General features: G+C 43.3%; 15 protein-coding genes. 4 read left to right on the plus strand and 11 right to left on the minus strand.

Annotated features, from left to right (window positions below):
- Positions 1 to 363 carry a DUF2200 domain-containing protein gene (locus GGD38_RS36415; protein ID WP_375301053.1) on the minus strand — a complete coding sequence of 121 codons (363 nt, stop codon included), beginning with the start codon at positions 361 to 363 and terminating at the stop codon, positions 1 to 3.
- Positions 364 to 557: 194 nt separating this feature from the next.
- On the opposite strand from GGD38_RS36415, the gene GGD38_RS36420 reads away from it, so the two are divergent.
- Positions 558 to 2054 carry a malate:quinone oxidoreductase gene (locus GGD38_RS36420; RefSeq protein ID WP_375303962.1) on the plus strand — a complete coding sequence of 499 codons (1497 nt, stop codon included), beginning with the start codon at positions 558 to 560 and terminating at the stop codon, positions 2052 to 2054.
- 53 nt (positions 2055 to 2107) lie between these two features.
- On the opposite strand, the gene GGD38_RS36425 is transcribed toward GGD38_RS36420, so the two are convergent.
- The 4 genes from GGD38_RS36425 to GGD38_RS36440 form a co-directional block, all read right to left on the minus strand.
- On the minus strand, positions 2108 to 4081 hold the full coding sequence (locus tag GGD38_RS36425) for a hypothetical protein (RefSeq protein ID WP_375301056.1): 1974 nt from the start codon (positions 4079 to 4081) through the stop codon (positions 2108 to 2110).
- Between the two features lie 6 nt (positions 4082 to 4087).
- A complete protein-coding gene (locus GGD38_RS36430; protein ID WP_375301057.1) occupies positions 4088 to 5245 on the minus strand; it encodes a S8 family serine peptidase in 1158 nt (385 codons plus the stop codon).
- Complete coding sequence (locus tag GGD38_RS36435; RefSeq protein WP_375301058.1) at positions 5238 to 6575, minus strand: hypothetical protein; 1338 nt, start codon at positions 6573 to 6575, stop codon at positions 5238 to 5240. The genes GGD38_RS36430 and GGD38_RS36435 overlap by 8 nt, the downstream gene beginning before the upstream one ends.
- Before the next feature lie 136 nt (positions 6576 to 6711).
- On the minus strand, positions 6712 to 9900 hold the full coding sequence (locus GGD38_RS36440; protein WP_375303963.1) for a reprolysin-like metallopeptidase: 3189 nt from the start codon (positions 9898 to 9900) through the stop codon (positions 6712 to 6714).
- Between the two features lie 163 nt (positions 9901 to 10063).
- Between GGD38_RS36440 and GGD38_RS36445 the strand changes: the two genes are divergently transcribed.
- Positions 10064 to 11158, plus strand: a complete 1095-nt coding sequence (locus GGD38_RS36445) for a hypothetical protein (protein ID WP_375301061.1) — start codon at positions 10064 to 10066, stop codon at positions 11156 to 11158.
- Positions 11159 to 11190: 32 nt separating this feature from the next.
- Here the strand turns inward: GGD38_RS36445 and GGD38_RS36450 are convergent, their stop codons facing one another.
- Positions 11191 to 12231, minus strand: coding sequence for an acyltransferase family protein (locus GGD38_RS36450; protein ID WP_375301062.1), 1041 nt, complete (start codon positions 12229 to 12231; stop codon positions 11191 to 11193).
- A gap of 192 nt (positions 12232 to 12423) precedes the next feature.
- Between GGD38_RS36450 and GGD38_RS36455 the strand changes: the two genes are divergently transcribed.
- Positions 12424 to 13839, plus strand: a complete 1416-nt coding sequence (locus GGD38_RS36455; protein ID WP_375301063.1) for an aldehyde dehydrogenase family protein — start codon at positions 12424 to 12426, stop codon at positions 13837 to 13839.
- A 63-nt stretch (positions 13840 to 13902) separates the two neighbouring features.
- Here GGD38_RS36455 and GGD38_RS36460 read toward each other — a convergent pair whose 3' ends face one another.
- The 3 genes from GGD38_RS36460 to GGD38_RS36470 form a co-directional block, all read right to left on the minus strand.
- Positions 13903 to 14892: an aldo/keto reductase gene (locus GGD38_RS36460; protein ID WP_375301064.1), complete on the minus strand. Its 990-nt coding sequence runs from the start codon at positions 14890 to 14892 to the stop codon at positions 13903 to 13905.
- A gap of 61 nt (positions 14893 to 14953) precedes the next feature.
- Positions 14954 to 15814 (minus strand): helix-turn-helix transcriptional regulator, encoded by an 861-nt coding sequence (locus tag GGD38_RS36465; RefSeq protein WP_375301065.1) that lies wholly within the window; start codon positions 15812 to 15814, stop codon positions 14954 to 14956.
- Between the two features lie 98 nt (positions 15815 to 15912).
- A complete protein-coding gene (locus GGD38_RS36470; RefSeq protein ID WP_375303964.1) occupies positions 15913 to 16479 on the minus strand; it encodes a DUF4240 domain-containing protein in 567 nt (188 codons plus the stop codon).
- A 182-nt stretch (positions 16480 to 16661) separates the two neighbouring features.
- On the opposite strand from GGD38_RS36470, the gene GGD38_RS36475 reads away from it, so the two are divergent.
- The gene (locus GGD38_RS36475; RefSeq protein WP_375301067.1) at positions 16662 to 16889 is read left to right on the plus strand and encodes a hypothetical protein; all 228 of its coding nucleotides are present in this window, start codon (positions 16662 to 16664) and stop codon (positions 16887 to 16889) included.
- Between the two features lie 62 nt (positions 16890 to 16951).
- Here the strand turns inward: GGD38_RS36475 and GGD38_RS36480 are convergent, their stop codons facing one another.
- A complete protein-coding gene (locus GGD38_RS36480; protein ID WP_375301068.1) occupies positions 16952 to 17464 on the minus strand; it encodes a hypothetical protein in 513 nt (170 codons plus the stop codon).
- Positions 17465 to 17639: 175 nt separating this feature from the next.
- Positions 17640 to 17891, minus strand: coding sequence for a hypothetical protein (locus GGD38_RS36485; RefSeq protein ID WP_375301069.1), 252 nt, complete (start codon positions 17889 to 17891; stop codon positions 17640 to 17642).
- Positions 17892 to 17978 lie beyond the last annotated feature (87 nt).

A 17978-nucleotide genomic window follows, 5' to 3' on the forward strand; every position in this document is an offset into this window, starting at 1 on the left:
CTAACCTCGTAAAATCTTCTCCATCTTCTTTCCCTTTGCCAATTCATCTATCAGCTTGTCGAGGTAGCGGGCCTTTTTGGTTAAAGGATTATCGATCTCTTCAATGCGGTAGCCGCAAATTACGCCCGTAATTAGGTGTGCATTGGGGTTTATGGTGGCGCGTTGAAAGAACTCTTCAAACGTCACCTTTTCCTTTATCAGTTGCTGTAATTGTTTGTTATTGAAACCTGTTAACCATTGTATTACCTGGTGTAATTCTTCTATTGTCCTGCCTTTCGTTTCTACCTTTTTAACATACATTGGATAAACAGAGGCGAAGATCATTTTGGCTATTTTCTGATTATGGGTATCTGTAGGTTTCATTTAGTTTGAATGGCTTTAGTGTAAATTTACGGCAAGAACTTCAAAATTTGACCCTAACCAACTGAACTACACCCCTCCAGAAACATCAAACGTCGCTGGTACAGTTTTTTGTCTGCTGATATGCTTCGGATTATAAAAATAAATTCATAACTTGCGGCGATTCTTGCCTGGTATATAATTTTATTAATTTATATATGGCAAATAGATCTATTGTAGAAACTGATGTGATATTGGTAGGGGCAGGAATCATGAGCGCCACGCTCGGCATGTTGTTGAAGCAATTAAATCCTGCTATAAGAATTGAAATAGTTGAGCGGCTTGATAGTGCAGCCACTGAAAGCTCCGATGCCTGGAATAATGCAGGTACAGGTCACTCCGCATTTTGCGAATTAAATTACACTCCTGAAAAAGCAGACGGGTCCATCGATATTTCGAAGGCAATTAAAATTGCTGAATCTTTCGAAGTATCTAAACAATTCTGGGCTTACCTTGTAGCCAACAATATTATCGATCTCCCCCATTCGTTTATAAAACCTATTCCCCACATGAGTTTTGTATGGGGCAATAAGAATGTTAACTACCTGCGCAAGCGATACGATGCGTTGCAAACCTGTCATCTTTTCGAAGGCATGCAATACTCCGAAGATCACAATGTGATCGGTCAATGGACGCCGCTGGTTATGGAAGGAAGAAAAGAGGACGAGCCGGTTGCTGCTACAAAAATGGATCTTGGTACCGACGTTAATTTTGGTACGCTCACAAGAAACCTTTTTGCGCGACTGGGTTCAATGGAAAATGTGAATACCCATTACAAACATGATGTTACGGGGCTGAAGAAGAAAAATGGTAAATGGAATGTAAAAGTGGTGAATGCAGAAAATCATAACCACTACACTATAACCGCGCCGTTCGTATTTATTGGCGCCGGTGGCGGATCACTGCCTTTATTATTAAAGTCAAGAATACCTGAGTCAAAAGGTTTTGGCGGATTCCCTGTAAGCGGTCAATGGTTACGTTGCACCAATCCTGAAGTTATAAAACAGCATGCGGCTAAGGTATATGGCGCTGCTGCAGTGGGTTCTCCCCCAATGTCGGTTCCCCACCTCGATACCAGGTGGATAAAAGGAAAACAGGAATTGTTGTTCGGGCCATATGCCGGCTTTACCACTAAATTCTTAAAGAGCGGTTCATGGCTTGATCTTATTAAATCGATCAAGTTCAGCAATATCAAGGCAATGCTTTTTGCCGGTGCGCGCAATCTTCCCCTTACCAAATATTTGATAGACCAGGTAAGGTTAACGCCCGATGCACGCCTTGATGCGCTGCGGGAATATTATCCAAATGCACGTAAAGAAGACTGGGAACTGGCTGTAGCTGGTTACCGGGTACAGGTTATAAAGAAAGATGAGGAAGAAGGTGGCGTGCTTGAATTTGGTACAGAAGTGGTGAGTGCTGCAGACGGAAGTATTGCTGCCCTGCTGGGTGCATCACCGGGCGCATCAACCGCAGTTTCCATTATGATAGACCTTATAAACAGGTGTTTCAAGAATGAGGTGAACAGTGCAGAATGGCAAAAGAAGCTTAAAGAAATGATACCTTCTTATGGAAAATCACTGGGTAAAGATGCTGCATTGGCGCAGGAGATCCGTGATTATACCAGTGAAGTGTTGCATTTGCATCAGTTTGCTTAACACGCACTTTTATATATAATTAACCCCGACGGTTCCGTCGGGGTTATTTTTTTCTATTTCGTTCGTGTATGAAGATTCAGGAGCGGGATATCTACACAAATACCTGCGCTCAGTCGCCAGTAGATCTTATTATTATTGTCCTCGCTTGGCACCAGTTCTTTGTTATTATCGATCTTTCGCAGGTTAGGCCCCATTTGTACGCCGAAATTGGCCGATAATGGTGTGTTTGGAATTCCTAACGATAAAAAAGCACCGGGAGCTATAATATTCTTTAGGTGTATGGTGGGCACCTGGGCGGTTGTATCATCGCCAAACCGGAAGGCTGCAATGGCGCCTAAGTCAACCAGTGATAAAAACAGGGAGGTGCTCCATTCTGCTTTTTTCTTCCAAAACAACAACCGGTGACCGCCGCTGAATGCTATACCTATGGGCGCAGTTACACCAAACGTATTGAATGTGATTTTGTCCTTGTTCTCAAGGCCTTTGATCCACTCGTGCCCGGTAAACAAACCGGTATAGGCATTTACCGATACATTAAAGCAGGTTGTTCTTTTTATTTTGGATGAGCCCACCGGCAATACAGCTGTTTCAATGGCCTTGGCCACTTCTTCTGAGTTTTCGGCCTCAGCTACAGCAGCCATAAAAGAACCATATTTCATTAAAAGCTCTTCCACTTTGCCCGGCTTGCTTGTTTCTATCTCATCTTCGATAAACGTATGTTTATACAGTGTATACGTGTTTATGATGGCAGACCCATAGTTGCGCCGGTTGAGGTCGAGGGCAATATCGCAGGCGGTACGCACATTGGCCACATGGTCTTTAAATGTTTGCGGTATAGTAATATTAACACCTTTGAGATCCGCAACCTGCATTGTATATTCAATGGTATTGAGCGTTTCGTTATAAAAGCCATAATAATCGGCAAAGTCGCGTTTGTCTGGCGCTTTGCCTGCCAGGTTCTTTATGTTTTCTGTGAGCGTTGTGGCCTGGGCAATAAATCCTTTAATAAAAGTATGGTAAGCTGTTAAATTGTCTGGGAGTTCCCTTTTTAAAATATGCGTTAGTGAATCTTTGTTAAATTTGATCTGTTGCACATGAGCCTGCTGGTACAACAGGCCAAAGTAAAACTTTAAAGTAATAGCATCATCTAACAACAATTTCAGCGAGTCGCCGCTGATCCAGTAATGATCGGTGCCGTTTGACCGTAAAGATTCGGAAAACAATATTCCTGTTTGCACACCTGCTTTAACGTCTGTGTTCACTGCATTTAGCAAGTTGACATCATATTCGCCAATGATCTGACCCGGGTGTTTTTTCTGCACCAATCCATTACCCACATACAGGGCACTTAACACTGTAGCTTTTAATTCGGGATGTTCTTTAAAGTAATTCGAGTATACGTCCCGGTTTATCACTTTGGGCAGGTTAGGCAACAGGCTGGCGAGGTCTTTTTCAAACGCCTGGCGCAGATTGTTGAGGTAAACCGAATAATTATAGATCTCATCGCCAATAGCTGTTAACAATCTATAGGTTTGGGGAAACAGTATTTGCAGATCTGTATATTCCTTCTTATTGATCTCCCTGTAAAACCGGGAGAAAAAAGCAACGTTCAATTCTTCTTTTGTGCGGTTCACTAAAAACCTGGCAAAGCCATCTGCTATTTTGGTTACATCGAGGTTGCCGGCAGCAGACAGGATGTTAGGCAAGCCGACTAACATCCCTTCGGCGCCAATGCCTGGACCTATAAGGGTATCAATCTGCGCACCGAAAAAAGGATTGGTTTTATAGAAACTAAAAATCGAATCTTCTGATAGATCGGGGTTGTTTTTGACTGAATCCGGCAGATAACTTTTCAGAATAGTTAGCAGGTTTTTTACAGATTCATCATCATCATTAAATTTAAATTTATTGCCGGTTACCGTTATCAGTTCCTTGCGGACCTGTAACGCATCGTAATAAGGCGTTTGAGCTACAGCCGCAGAAAACGACAGGCTGCAGAAGCATAGCAAAATGACAATCTTTTTCATGAGCAGTTATTTTATTTTTGAAATAGCATTGCGAAGATTAATACGACCAAAGCCATGCTCGTTGTCGAACTCTACGTCAGGTCTAATTTTATCTACACCTTCCACAAGGGCATCGATACAATTTATCTTTTTGGGCAGATGTTTCTTTTGATACGAAAGCATAAGAGCAATAACCCCCGATGTAAAGGCCGTGGCGATACTGGTGCAACATGCTTTACCGATACCATTTCCCCGGGCTGCCGTTAATACCTCTCTATCTCCCGGGGCCAGCAGGGTCAGGTGTTCGTTGAAGTTTGATAAACTAAAACGGTTGCGATTTTGATCAAAAGCGCCTACCGCCACTACCCCTATATCATTTTTTTTATTCTTATTGTAACAGGCGGGAAAGCGAGCCTTACTGCTGTTATCGTTACCAATGGCTGCTACCACTATTTTACCTGCGGTCAGGCAACGATTAACAGCGGCTTTTATATCAGGGTCGTCATTTAATGAATAACTGATAGATACTACGTCTACTTCTGCTATGGAGGCCGCATGATCAATAGCAGCTGCAAATTCCTTGGGCTTAATGCCCAACCTTTGTTTTGTACCTTTTGCGATCAGCAATTGAACCTGCGGAGCCACGCCGAATACTACATGTTGTCCCGTAGCACCGATCATACCTGCCATGCTGGTGCCGTGTCCATTGCGATCTATAAGCTCTTTATCTTCCACCACAAAACTTTGTGACTTTGGGTGTAAATTCGTGAGATCAAAATGTTTGTCGATGCCCGTATCTATCACGGCTACGGTTATACCACTGCCGGCTGTTTGCAGCTCTTCCCAAATAAATGGGATCTCAAACATTTCGTGCGCCCAGCTCATTTTGCCGGGTATGAATGGAAGGTTAAAATAATCGATTACTGCTGCATCAGCCGGAGCTGCAACAACTCCCTTGTTTGTTACCTCCTCTAAACGCCCGCCCCAGTACCATTGCTTCTCATTTTTTGCGTTGATCTTAAAGTACCATTTGCTTACCCCTTTCAGGTTTTCTTTCTCTTCAAATCCATCCATTTCAATAACCTTCCCTGTGGGCTGTACAGCGCCGATGATGCCAAAGCTGGTGCCAGGCCCTTTGCGTATGCGCAGGGGCAATTTTACTCTTACGGCAATTTTGTTATCCATCTAATTCAGTATTATTGCCGGCATCGTTGTTACGGGTAGTGCTGCCACTACTGTTCACAGACTTTACCGATGAACGAAGACTTACAAATTTGTTCAGAAGGTCGAACCAGAAAGGCGCTCCCATGCCAATAGCAAAAGCTGTGATAAGGAAGCCGAGCCATTTACGAAAGGCCCACAAACGAAAGCCCAACACATACGTTCTTTTAAGGCCGTTATCGAACTCATCTGTGCCATAAAGCATAGCAAAGGCCTGCTGGTCAATGATCGTTTTTTTATAAGTGTGAAGGCTGTCGATGATGTGTATATAGCGAAAACAATCGGGGCTTCCCATAATTGCTGCATCGCGTTTTTGACGTGCATCTTTCAGCAGGTTGTTGTATATTGTTGTAGCGGTATCAATATTGGCCTTATATGCCTTATACCGGTCACGCCACGGTTTTATGTCCAGTGCGTACTTCATAAATGCAGTGTCGCTACGACCATAATCGCCCCAACCCAATCCCACCAGGTTATTCACGGCCTTCAGGTCGGCTTTTATAGAATCCATCACTTCTTTGGCAATCGACGAATCCCCGCCCTTAAGTTCGGATTTGCCTGCAGCTGCTGCCCCCATTTCGGCCAGTTGGGCGCGGGCTGTTTTGTTCTCTGAGAGGTAGTCGGCAATCTCAATGGAATCTATATTCATGGTAACGGCCATGGTAATGCCAATAAGGAAGAGTTTGAACTGGGTACCGCGTTTGTACCAGCCGCTTACGCGGTCCATGGTATCGTTGTACCATTTGGCCAACCTGAACTTCAGCACATCTATATCGCCGGCCGCCTCGTTAAGATGAAAGGTGAGGATGCTGTGCGTTTCCGGTTCAATCAGGTTGCGCTTGGCGTCCATTACGGTCTGTAACATAGCAAAAGTGGCTGTCTTGTTGCGGTTGCTGCCATCCAGGTCTTTAAGGGTTTCAATAAGTATGGTGGCAAAATTCTCGGCACTTAGGTAAGAAGGCTTTTTAAACAACTGGTTCTGACCGTAATTTTTGATAATAGGGTGTTGGTAAAAGTTATTGTACAGGGTGTAGCTCCGGTTTTTGCCTACCAGCCGGTTCATCCAGGCAGAAAGTTCTTTCCAAATGTAACGGTACAGGTACCATCCCAGATCGCCAAGCGGGCCTTTGCTTTTCCGGGTATTGGTGAGCATACTTTTTATGCCTTTATAAAGCATATTGGCCCTTTGATGCATTATTGTGGCAACGGCTTCCTGAATTGAAGTGGCCAACAGGCTATATAATAAGAATATAAATAGCAGGCCAATAGCAACATCCATGACTACGCTAAGCATAAGTAATTAGTTTAGGGAACATGCTAAAGGTCGAATGTTTGAGGGGCAATATGACCCCGTATTTTCACCCTTTTTTACATGAAAAAAGCCCTCCCAACGCATCGGGAAGGCTTTCATGATAAAATGCTATGTGTAATTACTGCTTAATGATCTTCTCCATCTTCACATCCTTTCCGCCATTCTTAATTCTCAACATATAAACGCCTGCCGGTAGTTTCGAAATATCAAGCGGTGTGTTTACGGTACTCACCTGACGGTTCATTACAATGCGGCCATTTACATCAAACAGGCTCAGGTCCGATTTTCCTGTATAACCTGTAAGGTTAATGTTTACTATATTATTCACGGGGTTCGGGAAGATATCTATCTTCTGTACATCGCTGTTAATAAGATCACCTCCGCGGCTGGCAGTACCTAATTGTACCCGTAATGTATAACATGAGGTGGCGCTGTTAGCTCCGTTATAACCATATACCTGGGCGTAATAAGTACCTGCAGTATAGGTTCTCGTAATTGTTTCACTGGTAGTGCTGCCGGCCTGTGAAATAGCGAGCTGTGTACCTGAACTGTTCAACACTTTCAGGTCATAATCGAATGGCAGCGTCGTTAATGTAACAGTGGCAGTACCGCCCGTAGTGATCACAAATTTATAATGGTCGATATCAGCGCTCGGACTAATAAGCCCTGTAACATTCGTATTGAAAGGAATGGTTGCAGCACCTGATATAGTGCCATTGGTAGTATTATCCAATGTGCTTGCACAGGTTGTTGATAAGGTAGTGAATTGGGCTGTTGTATAATTACCGCTACCTCCTGTACAGGTTGCTCTAACCCGCCAGTCGTATAATGTATTTGCTGTTAAACCGGTTATAGCAACGGAAGTAGATGAAATACCTGAAGCGAGGTTAAGCCATGTGCTGGAAGATGCAGCTTTATAATTCACATCATACGTTGTTGCCCCGCTTACGGCTGTCCAGCTAAGCGTAGCACCGGAGCTGGTGATGGCTGAACTTACTAAACCGGTAGGCGCTCCACAGGTTACAGTAGAATTGGTGGTGAACTGTGCCGATGAATAAGCACTGCTGCCGCTGGCGCAGTTGGTCCTTACCCGGTAATCGTATGTAGTTCCCTGTGTAAGCCCGGTTAAGCCAACAGAAATAGCTGTAGTGGCTGTGGCGGCATTGGTCCAGGTGCCTGATGTGCTGGCTTTGTAATCCACATCATACGATGTAGCACCGCTTACGGCTGTCCAGCCTATAGTAGCTGATGTTGTAGAAATGCCCGATGCGGTTAATCCGGATGGTGCCCCACAGCCTGAGCCCGCAGTAATAGTAAAGTTGGTATTGGAAATATCAAAGAAGATATTGCCAACCGCTTCTACTTTTATTCTCGCCGTTGTGGTGGGTGTATTCGGTATTGTTACCGCCTCGCTGCCGTCGTTAGCGGTACTGGCCACCAGGGTGCTGAAGGTGGCGCCGCCGTCTGTTGAAATGGATATTTTTACATTGGCGCAGCTTACCGGCGATGCGGTTGTGCTGGCCACATTCCAGGTTACTGTTTGTGATGAATTGCCAGCCCATGATACTGCCGTATTGGGCGCCGTTACTGAAAATGGCCCCGAGGTATTGGTAACGGTAACCGTCATGTCGGCAAAATTGGTTTGCCCAATAGTTACGGGTGCCGTTGAGCTATAAGGAGCATTATCCCTTACCGTTAAACGGAAATTCAACGTTCTTGAAACGGAGCTCAATGCTTCGGTATTGGCGCCTGCATCACCACCGGTTAACGGACCAGAAATTAAACCACCTGCAAGGATAGTTGACATTTTAGGAAAATATCTTGTTGGTGATGTAGTAGGTAAAAACGAGATCCAGTTGGGGCCCGATGCTTTGGTGGCGCTGGCCACGCTGGCGCTTCCTGTTTGTGATGAAGATGCATTGTTGTTTTGCTCCCAGCAGTATGTAAGCACATCACCGGCATTGGCATCAGTAGCCGAACCGGTTAATGCAAACGGGGTGCTGATGGGAATGGTATAATTGCTGCCGGCGCTTACAACCGGTGTTGCGTTATTTGATGAAATAACGGTAGTTACCGGACAGGTCTTGCCCGATAAGTTTGACTGTATCTGTGCTATAGAAGCAGCATGAAAAATTTCAATAGAATGCGGGGCAAGGTCCTGGCTGGTAATACCGGCATAACCCATAATGGTAATACCCGAACCTGGTTCCACATTAACGCCTGTACCTTCATTGCTCATAGAGAAGGTATGGTTGGCGCCCAGCTGGTGCCCTACTTCGTGCACCACATAATCGATATCGAAATTATCACCCTGTGGAATACCATCGGCCGGTGAAGTAAAGCCGCTTCCTTTTGAACCGTCTACACAAATACAACCAATACAACCGGCGTTACCGCCGCCGCCCGATGCACCAAACAGGTGGCCAATATCATAATTGGCGGCCCCAATTACAGAGGTGAGGGTGTTTTGCAGTTCGCTGTTCCATGCACCGCCGGCGCCTGTGCTGGCATTTGAATAAGGATCTGTTGATGCATTGTAATAAAATACATTGGTGCTCGCAGCGATCAGGTTTAGGTGTAATGCCAGGTCTTTTTCATACACACCATTACAACGGGTAAGTGTGGCATTTACCGCGGCCAATACCAATGAAACCTGTGATGCGCTTGTTGCGCCAAAATAATTTGAGTATTCGGCGGTAACCGATTGGGCCAGCCGCAATGTTTTTGCATCACCGGTTGATCGTGCATTTGAAGGAGGTAACTGGCTGCTGATATTGTTTGCCAGTATTTGTTCCGGCGTTGTACACTTCCACGGTAAAGCCTGCGAGCGTTTTTTAAATACCGTATAAATGGTGTGATCGGCAGAATAAGGCTCAATAAATTCACTTTCTTTTCCGGTACGGAATACCATTGCCTGTACGCCTTGTGGCGATACACTCAGTTTTAAAGTGGCATACCTGTCGTTGATGCCTTTTCCTGAAAATGCTCTTATCTCGGGGAACTGAGCTTGTAGTGCAGGTTCAAAATTCGAAGCTTCTGTAATTTCGAACTGTTCAATTTGTCCGTCGGCGTTAGGTAAAGAAATAATGGTAGCATGGGTAGAAGTATTGCCAACGGTTTTAAATACTTCATTTCGCAAAGGCGTAAAATTCAGATCGAATAATTTAAAGTCGGTAGGAAATGCAAGCCGGGCGATGGCTTTGTCGGTTGTGATCCTGGCGTTATCGGTGTGTGGGCGCCAGTAATCCTGGGCTAGCAGTATTGTATGGCACAACAATGCTGCTGCGAAAAGTATAACTTTTCTCATGTAGTTTTTGATTTAATGGTAAAAAATGGTACTAGATAAATTTACTTAAATTTTTTTCGATTTCAATTCCAGTTTTAAATAATTACCCACATACCACAGGCCGTTTAAAATATTAATATAGGGGTGAACGTTATAACATTATTATATTTAAAAAACAGCTGCTGTGTATACCCCTGAAGAAATGCATAAACCTGAAGATATAAGTAAAGAAGCGCTTCGCGAACTTGCTTACAGTAATACGATCGACGAGGTTCAAAAGCTGGAAGCCGCCAGGCAGTTAATTCAGCAGGACCCTACCAATAAAGATCTGCAAAAATTGTTCTGGTTCCCTGAACTTGAACAACAGGCGTTGGAGTTACTGATGCAACGAGATCTTGATTACAATGACCTGAATTTCCTGATTTCCCATACTGATCGCATACAAGACGCCTGGGAGCTGTTGTTGAAACGGGGCCTTACAAATGAAGAGCTCTGTAATGTGATTGATGAGGTTGGCGGTAGGAAAAGTGTGTCGGATTTTTTGCAAAGAGATGATGTAAGGGCTTTAACCAGGTATATTAACGTTGTGCAGCAGGCTGCGGAGCTTTTGATAGAACGTAACCCGAGCAATACCGATCTTTGTCACCTGATACGTTATACGCAATACAGCGAATGGGCATTGAATGAACTTTTCAAGCGTAATCCTACCCATTCTGACCTTCGTTATCTGATTCAAAATACACCCTATAAGGAACGGGCTGCAAAACAATTGTTGTTATCAAATCCGTACAATTGGGACCTTTGTCTTATGTTGCATAAGGTAGTTTGTAAAGAAGAGGCGGCAAAAGCATTATTGAGGCAGCATCCTGGTTTTGACGACCTCTTTTGTCTGATGCAGTATTCAGATTATAAAGAAGAAGCCTGGGATTTATTTATGGAACTTGAGCCAGAACTTGACCAGTTATGTTATGTAATTGAACATACTGACTTGGGGCTCAGGGCTGCAGCCGTCCTACATGAGCGTATTGGTTGCGAAATAGTTGATGAAGATAGTCTGATGAGGGAATTAGCACCTGTCATCCTTGCACAACCGGAAAATTTTGAAACGTTCAATTGGTTTAGATTAGTTCCTGAGGTTAGCCCGCTTGCAAAAGAGCTTACACAGGAGTATAATATTTTAGTTGCCTATTGTGCTGTTTTACCTAAGTATATTCAGTTTTATCAAAATGCTACCAGAGAGGAATGGTTTAACAAGCTGAAGGAACTTGCCAGAAAATAAACAGGGCCGCCCAATTCCGGGGCGCCCTAATTTTATCTGCTTAACCACTTACGTATCGGTTCATCAACATACTTCATCACCAAATAGGCAAAGGCCAGTAACAATGCGGTGCCAATAATTATGACCCATACTATGGTGCCCATAGCGGGTTTGTATTTTTCAATATAACTAAAGAAGACCCATATAAATGGATAGTGTACCATGTAAAGCGGATAAGATATTTTACCTGAGAACCGGCAAAGGGCCTGTGTTGATCTTTTCGTCATTGCACCTGCGCCCTGCATGATCAAAAAGGGAAAGTAAAATATAACAACAAGCGGATCGGCGATCCAGCTGAATGATTCATTAAACGGAAACAAAAAGGCCGGCAATAGTAGTAAGCTCAGGGATACAAAACCCAAATTTGATCTTATTATCCAGCCCGAACGATAGATCATCATACCGGCCAGGAATGAAAAGGCTACCCTTATGCCACCGCCGCGGATATTATCGCCGCCCCACCCTACACTAAGATGTTTTGATTGAATGGCTTCATATACCAATGCTATTGCTGCCAGTGAAGTTAATACCCATAGTATTTTTTTTGGCAGTTTCACAAGAACAAGGGCGTAAAAAATATTGGCAATGTATTCCCAGAATAATGACCAGGTGGGCGGGTTCAGGTGAAAAAGATTGAGATATCTTTCTTTTACTATGGGGAAAGGTATCATGAGGAAGGAAAATAAAAACATCAGTCCTATTTTGCCGGTATAGGATTGATACAGATTGCTTATAGGGTCGAATATAAAGGTCAGCAAACCGAGCACAGAACCAATGATCACCAACGGGTGCAAACGTATTAATCTGCGTTTTAGAAATTGACCAATGCCAATGGCAGCCATTTTATCGTCATACGCATAGGCAATTACAAAACCCGACAGGCAAAAGAAAAAGTCAACCGCCAGGTAAGCGTGGGCTATAAAATTGTTATTGGGATTGGGTACGGCAATTTCCATAAAATGGAAGATCACTACTGCAATTGCTGCAACTCCTCTTAACCCGTCTAAATTCTCAAAATGTGGTTTGGTTTTCATTTCAGGGGCAATATTGCAGGTTCAGCGTTATTAAAACCAGTGCCTGCAGAAATATTAATGAGTATTTAATGCGAATGGGGTGAAAAACTGTTGAGCCATTAAACAAAGGAACTTTGAGCTTTAAAGCAAACCTGCAGGTTGGTGTATTGATGAACTTTGTTCTGATAATAAGAAATTAAAATCATAACAAAGATGAAAACGATAGATAAGAATTACGTGAACGGAAAGTTCATTCCAACCAGGGGTACAGAGATCATGGACATTTACAATCCTGCCAACAACCAGCATATTGGTAAAGTGATTTTGGGACAGGAAAGTGATATCCTGGCTGCCATCGATGCAGCAGCAAACGCATTTCCGGCCTTTTCCCGTACGTCGAAAGAGCAACGTATGGAATACCTCCAGCGGCTGCATGACGCCATTATGGAACGCGTAGAAGAACTTCAGGAGATAACTATTGAGGAGTATGGCGCACCGCTACAGCGTTCACTTTGGGCTAACCGCTACGCCGCAGAGACCTTTTTATATTTTAAGGATATATTGAAGGATTTCGATTTTGAACGCAGCATTGGCAAGTCAAAACTTTCCATGGTACCAGTGGGTGTTACAGCTATAATGACCGCCTGGAACGCCAATGCCGGATCTATATGTGTTAAGCTTGCTGCGGCTATTGCAGCCGGTTGTACAACTGTTATAAAACCAAGCGAAATGAGTTCGCTGCAAACTCAGGTACTTGTTGAGTGTTTTGATAAGGCCGGTTTGCCAGCCGGCGTGATCAATGTTGTACATGGAAGAGGCGATGTATTGGGCTCTGTGCTTTCAACGCATCCTGCTGTTGCCAAAATTTTGTTTACCGGCTCAACTGCTGTAGGTAAGATCATTGCCCGCAATGCCATTGAGACCATGAAAAGGGTTACGCTTGAATTAAGCGGTAAATCTCCCAATATTATACTCGACGACGCCAACCTGGAAACCGCAATCCCCATGGCTGTGAACGCCGCTTTTATGAATAACGGACAGGCATGCATTGCCGGTACCCGGTTACTGGTACCAGAACATTTGTTGCCTGAGGTAAAAAGGATCGTACAGAAAACTGTTAATGAGCTAAAAGTTGGTGATCCCCGTGATGAAAAAACCGCTATTGGTCCTTTGGCCGGCAGTAAACAATTTGATCGCATTCAACATTACATAAAACTTGGGATTGAAGCCGGCGCCGAATTGCTTGTTGGTGGTTTAGGAAGACCCGAAGGATTGTTGGAAGGGTATTATGTAAAGCCAACCGTGTTTACCGGTGTAACCAATGATATGGCAATCGCCAGGGAAGAGATCTTTGGGCCGGTTCTGTCTGTGATTACTTACCGTACCGAAGAGGAGGCTATTTCAATTGCCAATGATACTATATATGGCTTACATGCCTATGTAAGTTCGTCGAATATAGAACGTGCCAACCGGGTGGCTGCCCAGATCAATGCCGGCAGAGTGGCCATCAATACAATCTATCATGATGCATTGGCTCCTTTTGGCGGGTTCAAGCAATCTGGCATTGGCAGAGAAGGCGGCGTTTACGGATTGGAAGAACAACTGGAGGCTAAGGTTATTATTGGATAGGTGGCATGCCCGGGCAATAAAAAAAGGTTCTGATCAGAACCTTTTTTATTTGCGGGTATCCGGTTATTGGTCCAGGAGTTTCATAAAAACTTCAGGGTAGCGGGTGCCTGATGCTATTCCGGCGGGCATGATGGCTTCAATTGTTTGAAGGTCTTCGCGCGTGAGTTGCACATTTGCCGCTGCAATGTTTTCTTCCAGATATTTTATGCGTTTGGTGCCAGGTATGGTAATAATATCTTCGCCCTGCGCAAGCACCCAGGCAATGGCCAGCTGCGAAGCTGTGCAACCTTTTTCGGCGGCCAGGGTTTTGATCTTTGCCACCAGCTCAAGGTTCTTGTAAAAATTATCGCCCTGAAAGCGTGGCATATGAATACGGTTATCTTTAAGATCATCGGGTGTTTTGATCTCACCGCTTAGAAAACCCCTGCTCAGCGGGGAATAGGCAACGAGGCCTATGCCGAGTTCACGAATGGTTGGAAGAACATCAGCTTCTATTTCGCGTGACCACAGCGAGTATTCAATCTGCAGCGCAGTAATGGGATGTACGGCAGCAGCTTTACGAATGCTTGCTGCCGATGCTTCAGACAGCCCGATATATCGTATGATGCCTTGTTTCACAAGGTCGGCCAATGCACCAATTGTGTCTTCAATGGGCACTTTAGGGTCTACTCTTGCCGGTGTGTAAAGATCAATGTAATCTGTTTTAAGGCGTTGGAGACTGTAAAGAACGGCGTTGCGGAGGTAGTCGGGATGGGTGTTTACTGGACCGATCCCCAATGATCTGTTTGGTGCGGGCGCAAGGAACAGCCCGGTTTTTACAGAAAGAAAAGCTTTGTCTCGTTTGCCCTTAATGGCCTGGGATATTAATTCTTCGTTGTGGCCAACACGATAGAAATCGGCTGTGTCTAAGAAATTGTGACCGAGCTCCAGCGCTCTTTCAATGGTGGCGATGGATTCTGCATCGTTGCCTTGTCCGTAAACGCCCGACATGCCCATACATCCTAACCCTATTGCAGAGACCACAGGGCCATTTGTTCCTAGTTTTCTATTCATTATTTGTTTTTTATGGAACAAAAATCCTGCGAAAGGCAGAAAAGAGGCCGGACAAAACGCATTAGTTCCCTGACAAATCCTGAATGAACATGGCTATAGTTTTACCTGTAACTTTTTTAAATAAACGGGAGAAATATTCCGGGTCGTTGAAGCCAAGCTCATAGGCCAGTTCTTTAATAGAAGAACTTTCGGAATAGTAAAGGCGGCGTTTGGCTTCCAGTATCAGCCGGTTTATGATAAACTCTTTAGGTGAAAGCCCGGAGTAGTGTTTAACGGTGTTGTATAAACTGTTGGTGTTGAAGGAAAGTTCTTCAGCAATTTGTTGAACGGTTGGGTGAGTTGTGAGATTGTTCTCTACAAAGAGTTTAAAACGGATGTATTTGGATAGCCTGTCATCTGCCGGGTTTTTTACGGTGGAAAAATAAGCTGCATTTATTTCTGTAAGCAGGCTGTTGAGGTGTGCAAGGATAAGCTCGGGGTCATTGTCTTTTTCGCTCAATAATTCCGCCAGCATATTGAAAATGGATGTTAATCGTGCTGCGGCCGAAGAGGTGAATTTAATTTTTGGGTTGTTATAAGGATTGATGAGAAAGGGAATTTGTTTTGGTAAAAGGGAAAGACAATGCTCATCAAATGCGAACTTGAAATAGTTAGTACCTTTTTTGGTGGTCGGTAGCTGGTGTATCTGGTGAGGGAGTATAAAGAGAAGTTCGTTGCTTCTAATATTGTACTGTTGTAGGTCAACGCGGTGATGGGTGCTGCCTTCCAGCATAAAAAGGAAAAAGTAGTGCGGTTTGCGGTGGGTAAGGCCAAACTGGGCCATTACCTCGGGCGGAAGGTGGCCGAAATCGGGTGAAATAAGGCGAATAGGTAGTTTGTTGTTCTGTTTATAACGATCGAGGAATGATCCAATATTTTGCATGAAGTAAAATTGCTAAATTTTATTTGTCTGCGGCTTCAATCAAATAAAATTGCTTGAACATATATCCTGCATCCGATGAAGGTAATCTGGTTGCCAGACTACTCCCACATTTTGTCAAACAGTCTTGGACAGATTGTTTTCATGCTTTCTGGGTTATCATCTGACCAGGTAAACTCGAAGTTGGGATAGTATCCTTCTTTCAGTTTAAAGTTATCATCATCTATAAAGTCATATAATTCTTTTCCGGTCTTTTCTCTGAAGGCCTCCAATGCTACATACCAAAAACTCTCAAATTCGTATTCTTCCAGCTCTAAATCGGTTTGATCAATTAATGAGTCTGGATTTTCTTTTGCTTTGTAATAGACTTCCTTGCCTCTTGATATCACCCAGTTCCTGAAATATTCAAAACCGTCATCCGAACAGCCGCCATTCATTATAAATCCGGCACACCACATTTCCGAATTATAAGTGTCGTAAAGAAGTTTATCAGTACGTAGTCTGAATCCAACTATTTCTACAGGCGATAGTTGTTTCAATGCACTAATTAAATACATTTCCTGTTCATCCTGGTCTTCTGAATTCTGTAAACTGTTTCTTATGATTGCCCAATAAAGATCTTCATTCAGCATTTCTGCTGTTTTTGTCAACATGGTTGAGTTTTCCATTTAATAAATTGTGTTGCTTCAGTTGAATTAACACCGCTATTATACACTACTTTTAGGTCGAAACAAAATTTGACATTTTAGTTTTTGAGCAAGTATGAAAAAATATTCGCGCCGTTCCATTATCAAGTCGGGCACCATTGCCGCATTTAGTTTCAGTCCCCTCCCTGAAAATACGATCTACATTGGGTGGCAACCTTCGCTTACAGGTGCCTAATGAAATTGCGATGCAGTCATTGCCAACTATAAAGTTGGCCAGCGGCACTATTCCTAACCCGTTCTTTACTGCCATTGATATGCCGGCACCGTTAATAGTATCTGATTCGCCGCTACAGAAACTGGAGTTGAAGAAGACATGGGTGTATGATGTGAATACGAAAAAGGGACAGGTTTATGAGTTTTCGTTTATATAATTGATAGCACAAAAAAAGCCTCCAGTAGCACCGGGAGGCTTTTTCAACTATATTGAGTGTAACTACTTCTTAGCTAACTGATCTTGTACCCATTTCTCCAGTTCGCCTTTGGCTTCAAGTTTAACAAGTTTTTCAACTGACTCATCCTTTTTAATGCCATTTCCCTTTTTATAAACTTTTATAACACTACGAACGCCTGCAATACTTCCTTTTACTTCGTCTTTAGAATGGTTATTTTCCAATGCGTATTTTGTATAGCCGGCCATAAAGAACGAAAGTAATTCCTTGTTTTCCTTTGTAAAGGTTACAACATTTTCATCTAAGGTCAGGTCTACTGTTGGTGAGTTCATAACCCAGCCTGTGAGCAGTGAAAATTGTTGTTTATGCTTTTCGGCATCCTGGTTTAATGGCGTATTCTCAAGCCAGTTAATTGTTGCCAGCACATTTGGTTCGCTTTTGAGGTACTGCTTCTTTCCTTTGGGTAAAGACGCTAAAAGCTCAGCATCCTGAGCAAATGAATTTGAGTAAACACTAACCAGTAAAATTAGGGTAAGAACCTGTTTAAAGGTTTTCATCGAGGTGGATTTTTGTTTTATAAAATACATATGGGCATAAAAAAACATATTTTCCGGAAGAAAAGCGACTGTTTTCTAATAAAAATTTCGTTTTCAGTGTAATCACAAAATGGGGAAAGAAAAAATTACGGTCGGTCGTTGGTAAGCACAAGGTAGAAGAACATACTTAGGAGGCTCACTTTTTTCGTTTAATCTTACTATCTAGTACATATTGGCTATAGATCAACTTGAGAATTTCCATTGTATCTACTTCTATCAGGGAAGCAAGTTTTATAACATCCTTGAGAATAAAGCGATCTACATTATTCATCAAATTGGTCATTCTAACGCTGTTAAAGCCTAAATCATGCGCTACCACACTTTTGGGAATGGTATCGAAGATCTCTATAAAAGTTTTAATGTAGCCGCCGGTAATTAAATTTTTCACAGTAGTATATCTCCTGTCCTTCGCCATCTTTCAAAGAAAGGGAGATAACATTGGAAGTTCTGTAGAAAAGTATAATTTGTGACATAA

The sequence above is a fragment of the Niastella sp. OAS944 genome, from assembly GCA_024809215.1.
Lineage (GTDB): Bacteria > Bacteroidota > Bacteroidia > Chitinophagales > Chitinophagaceae > Niastella.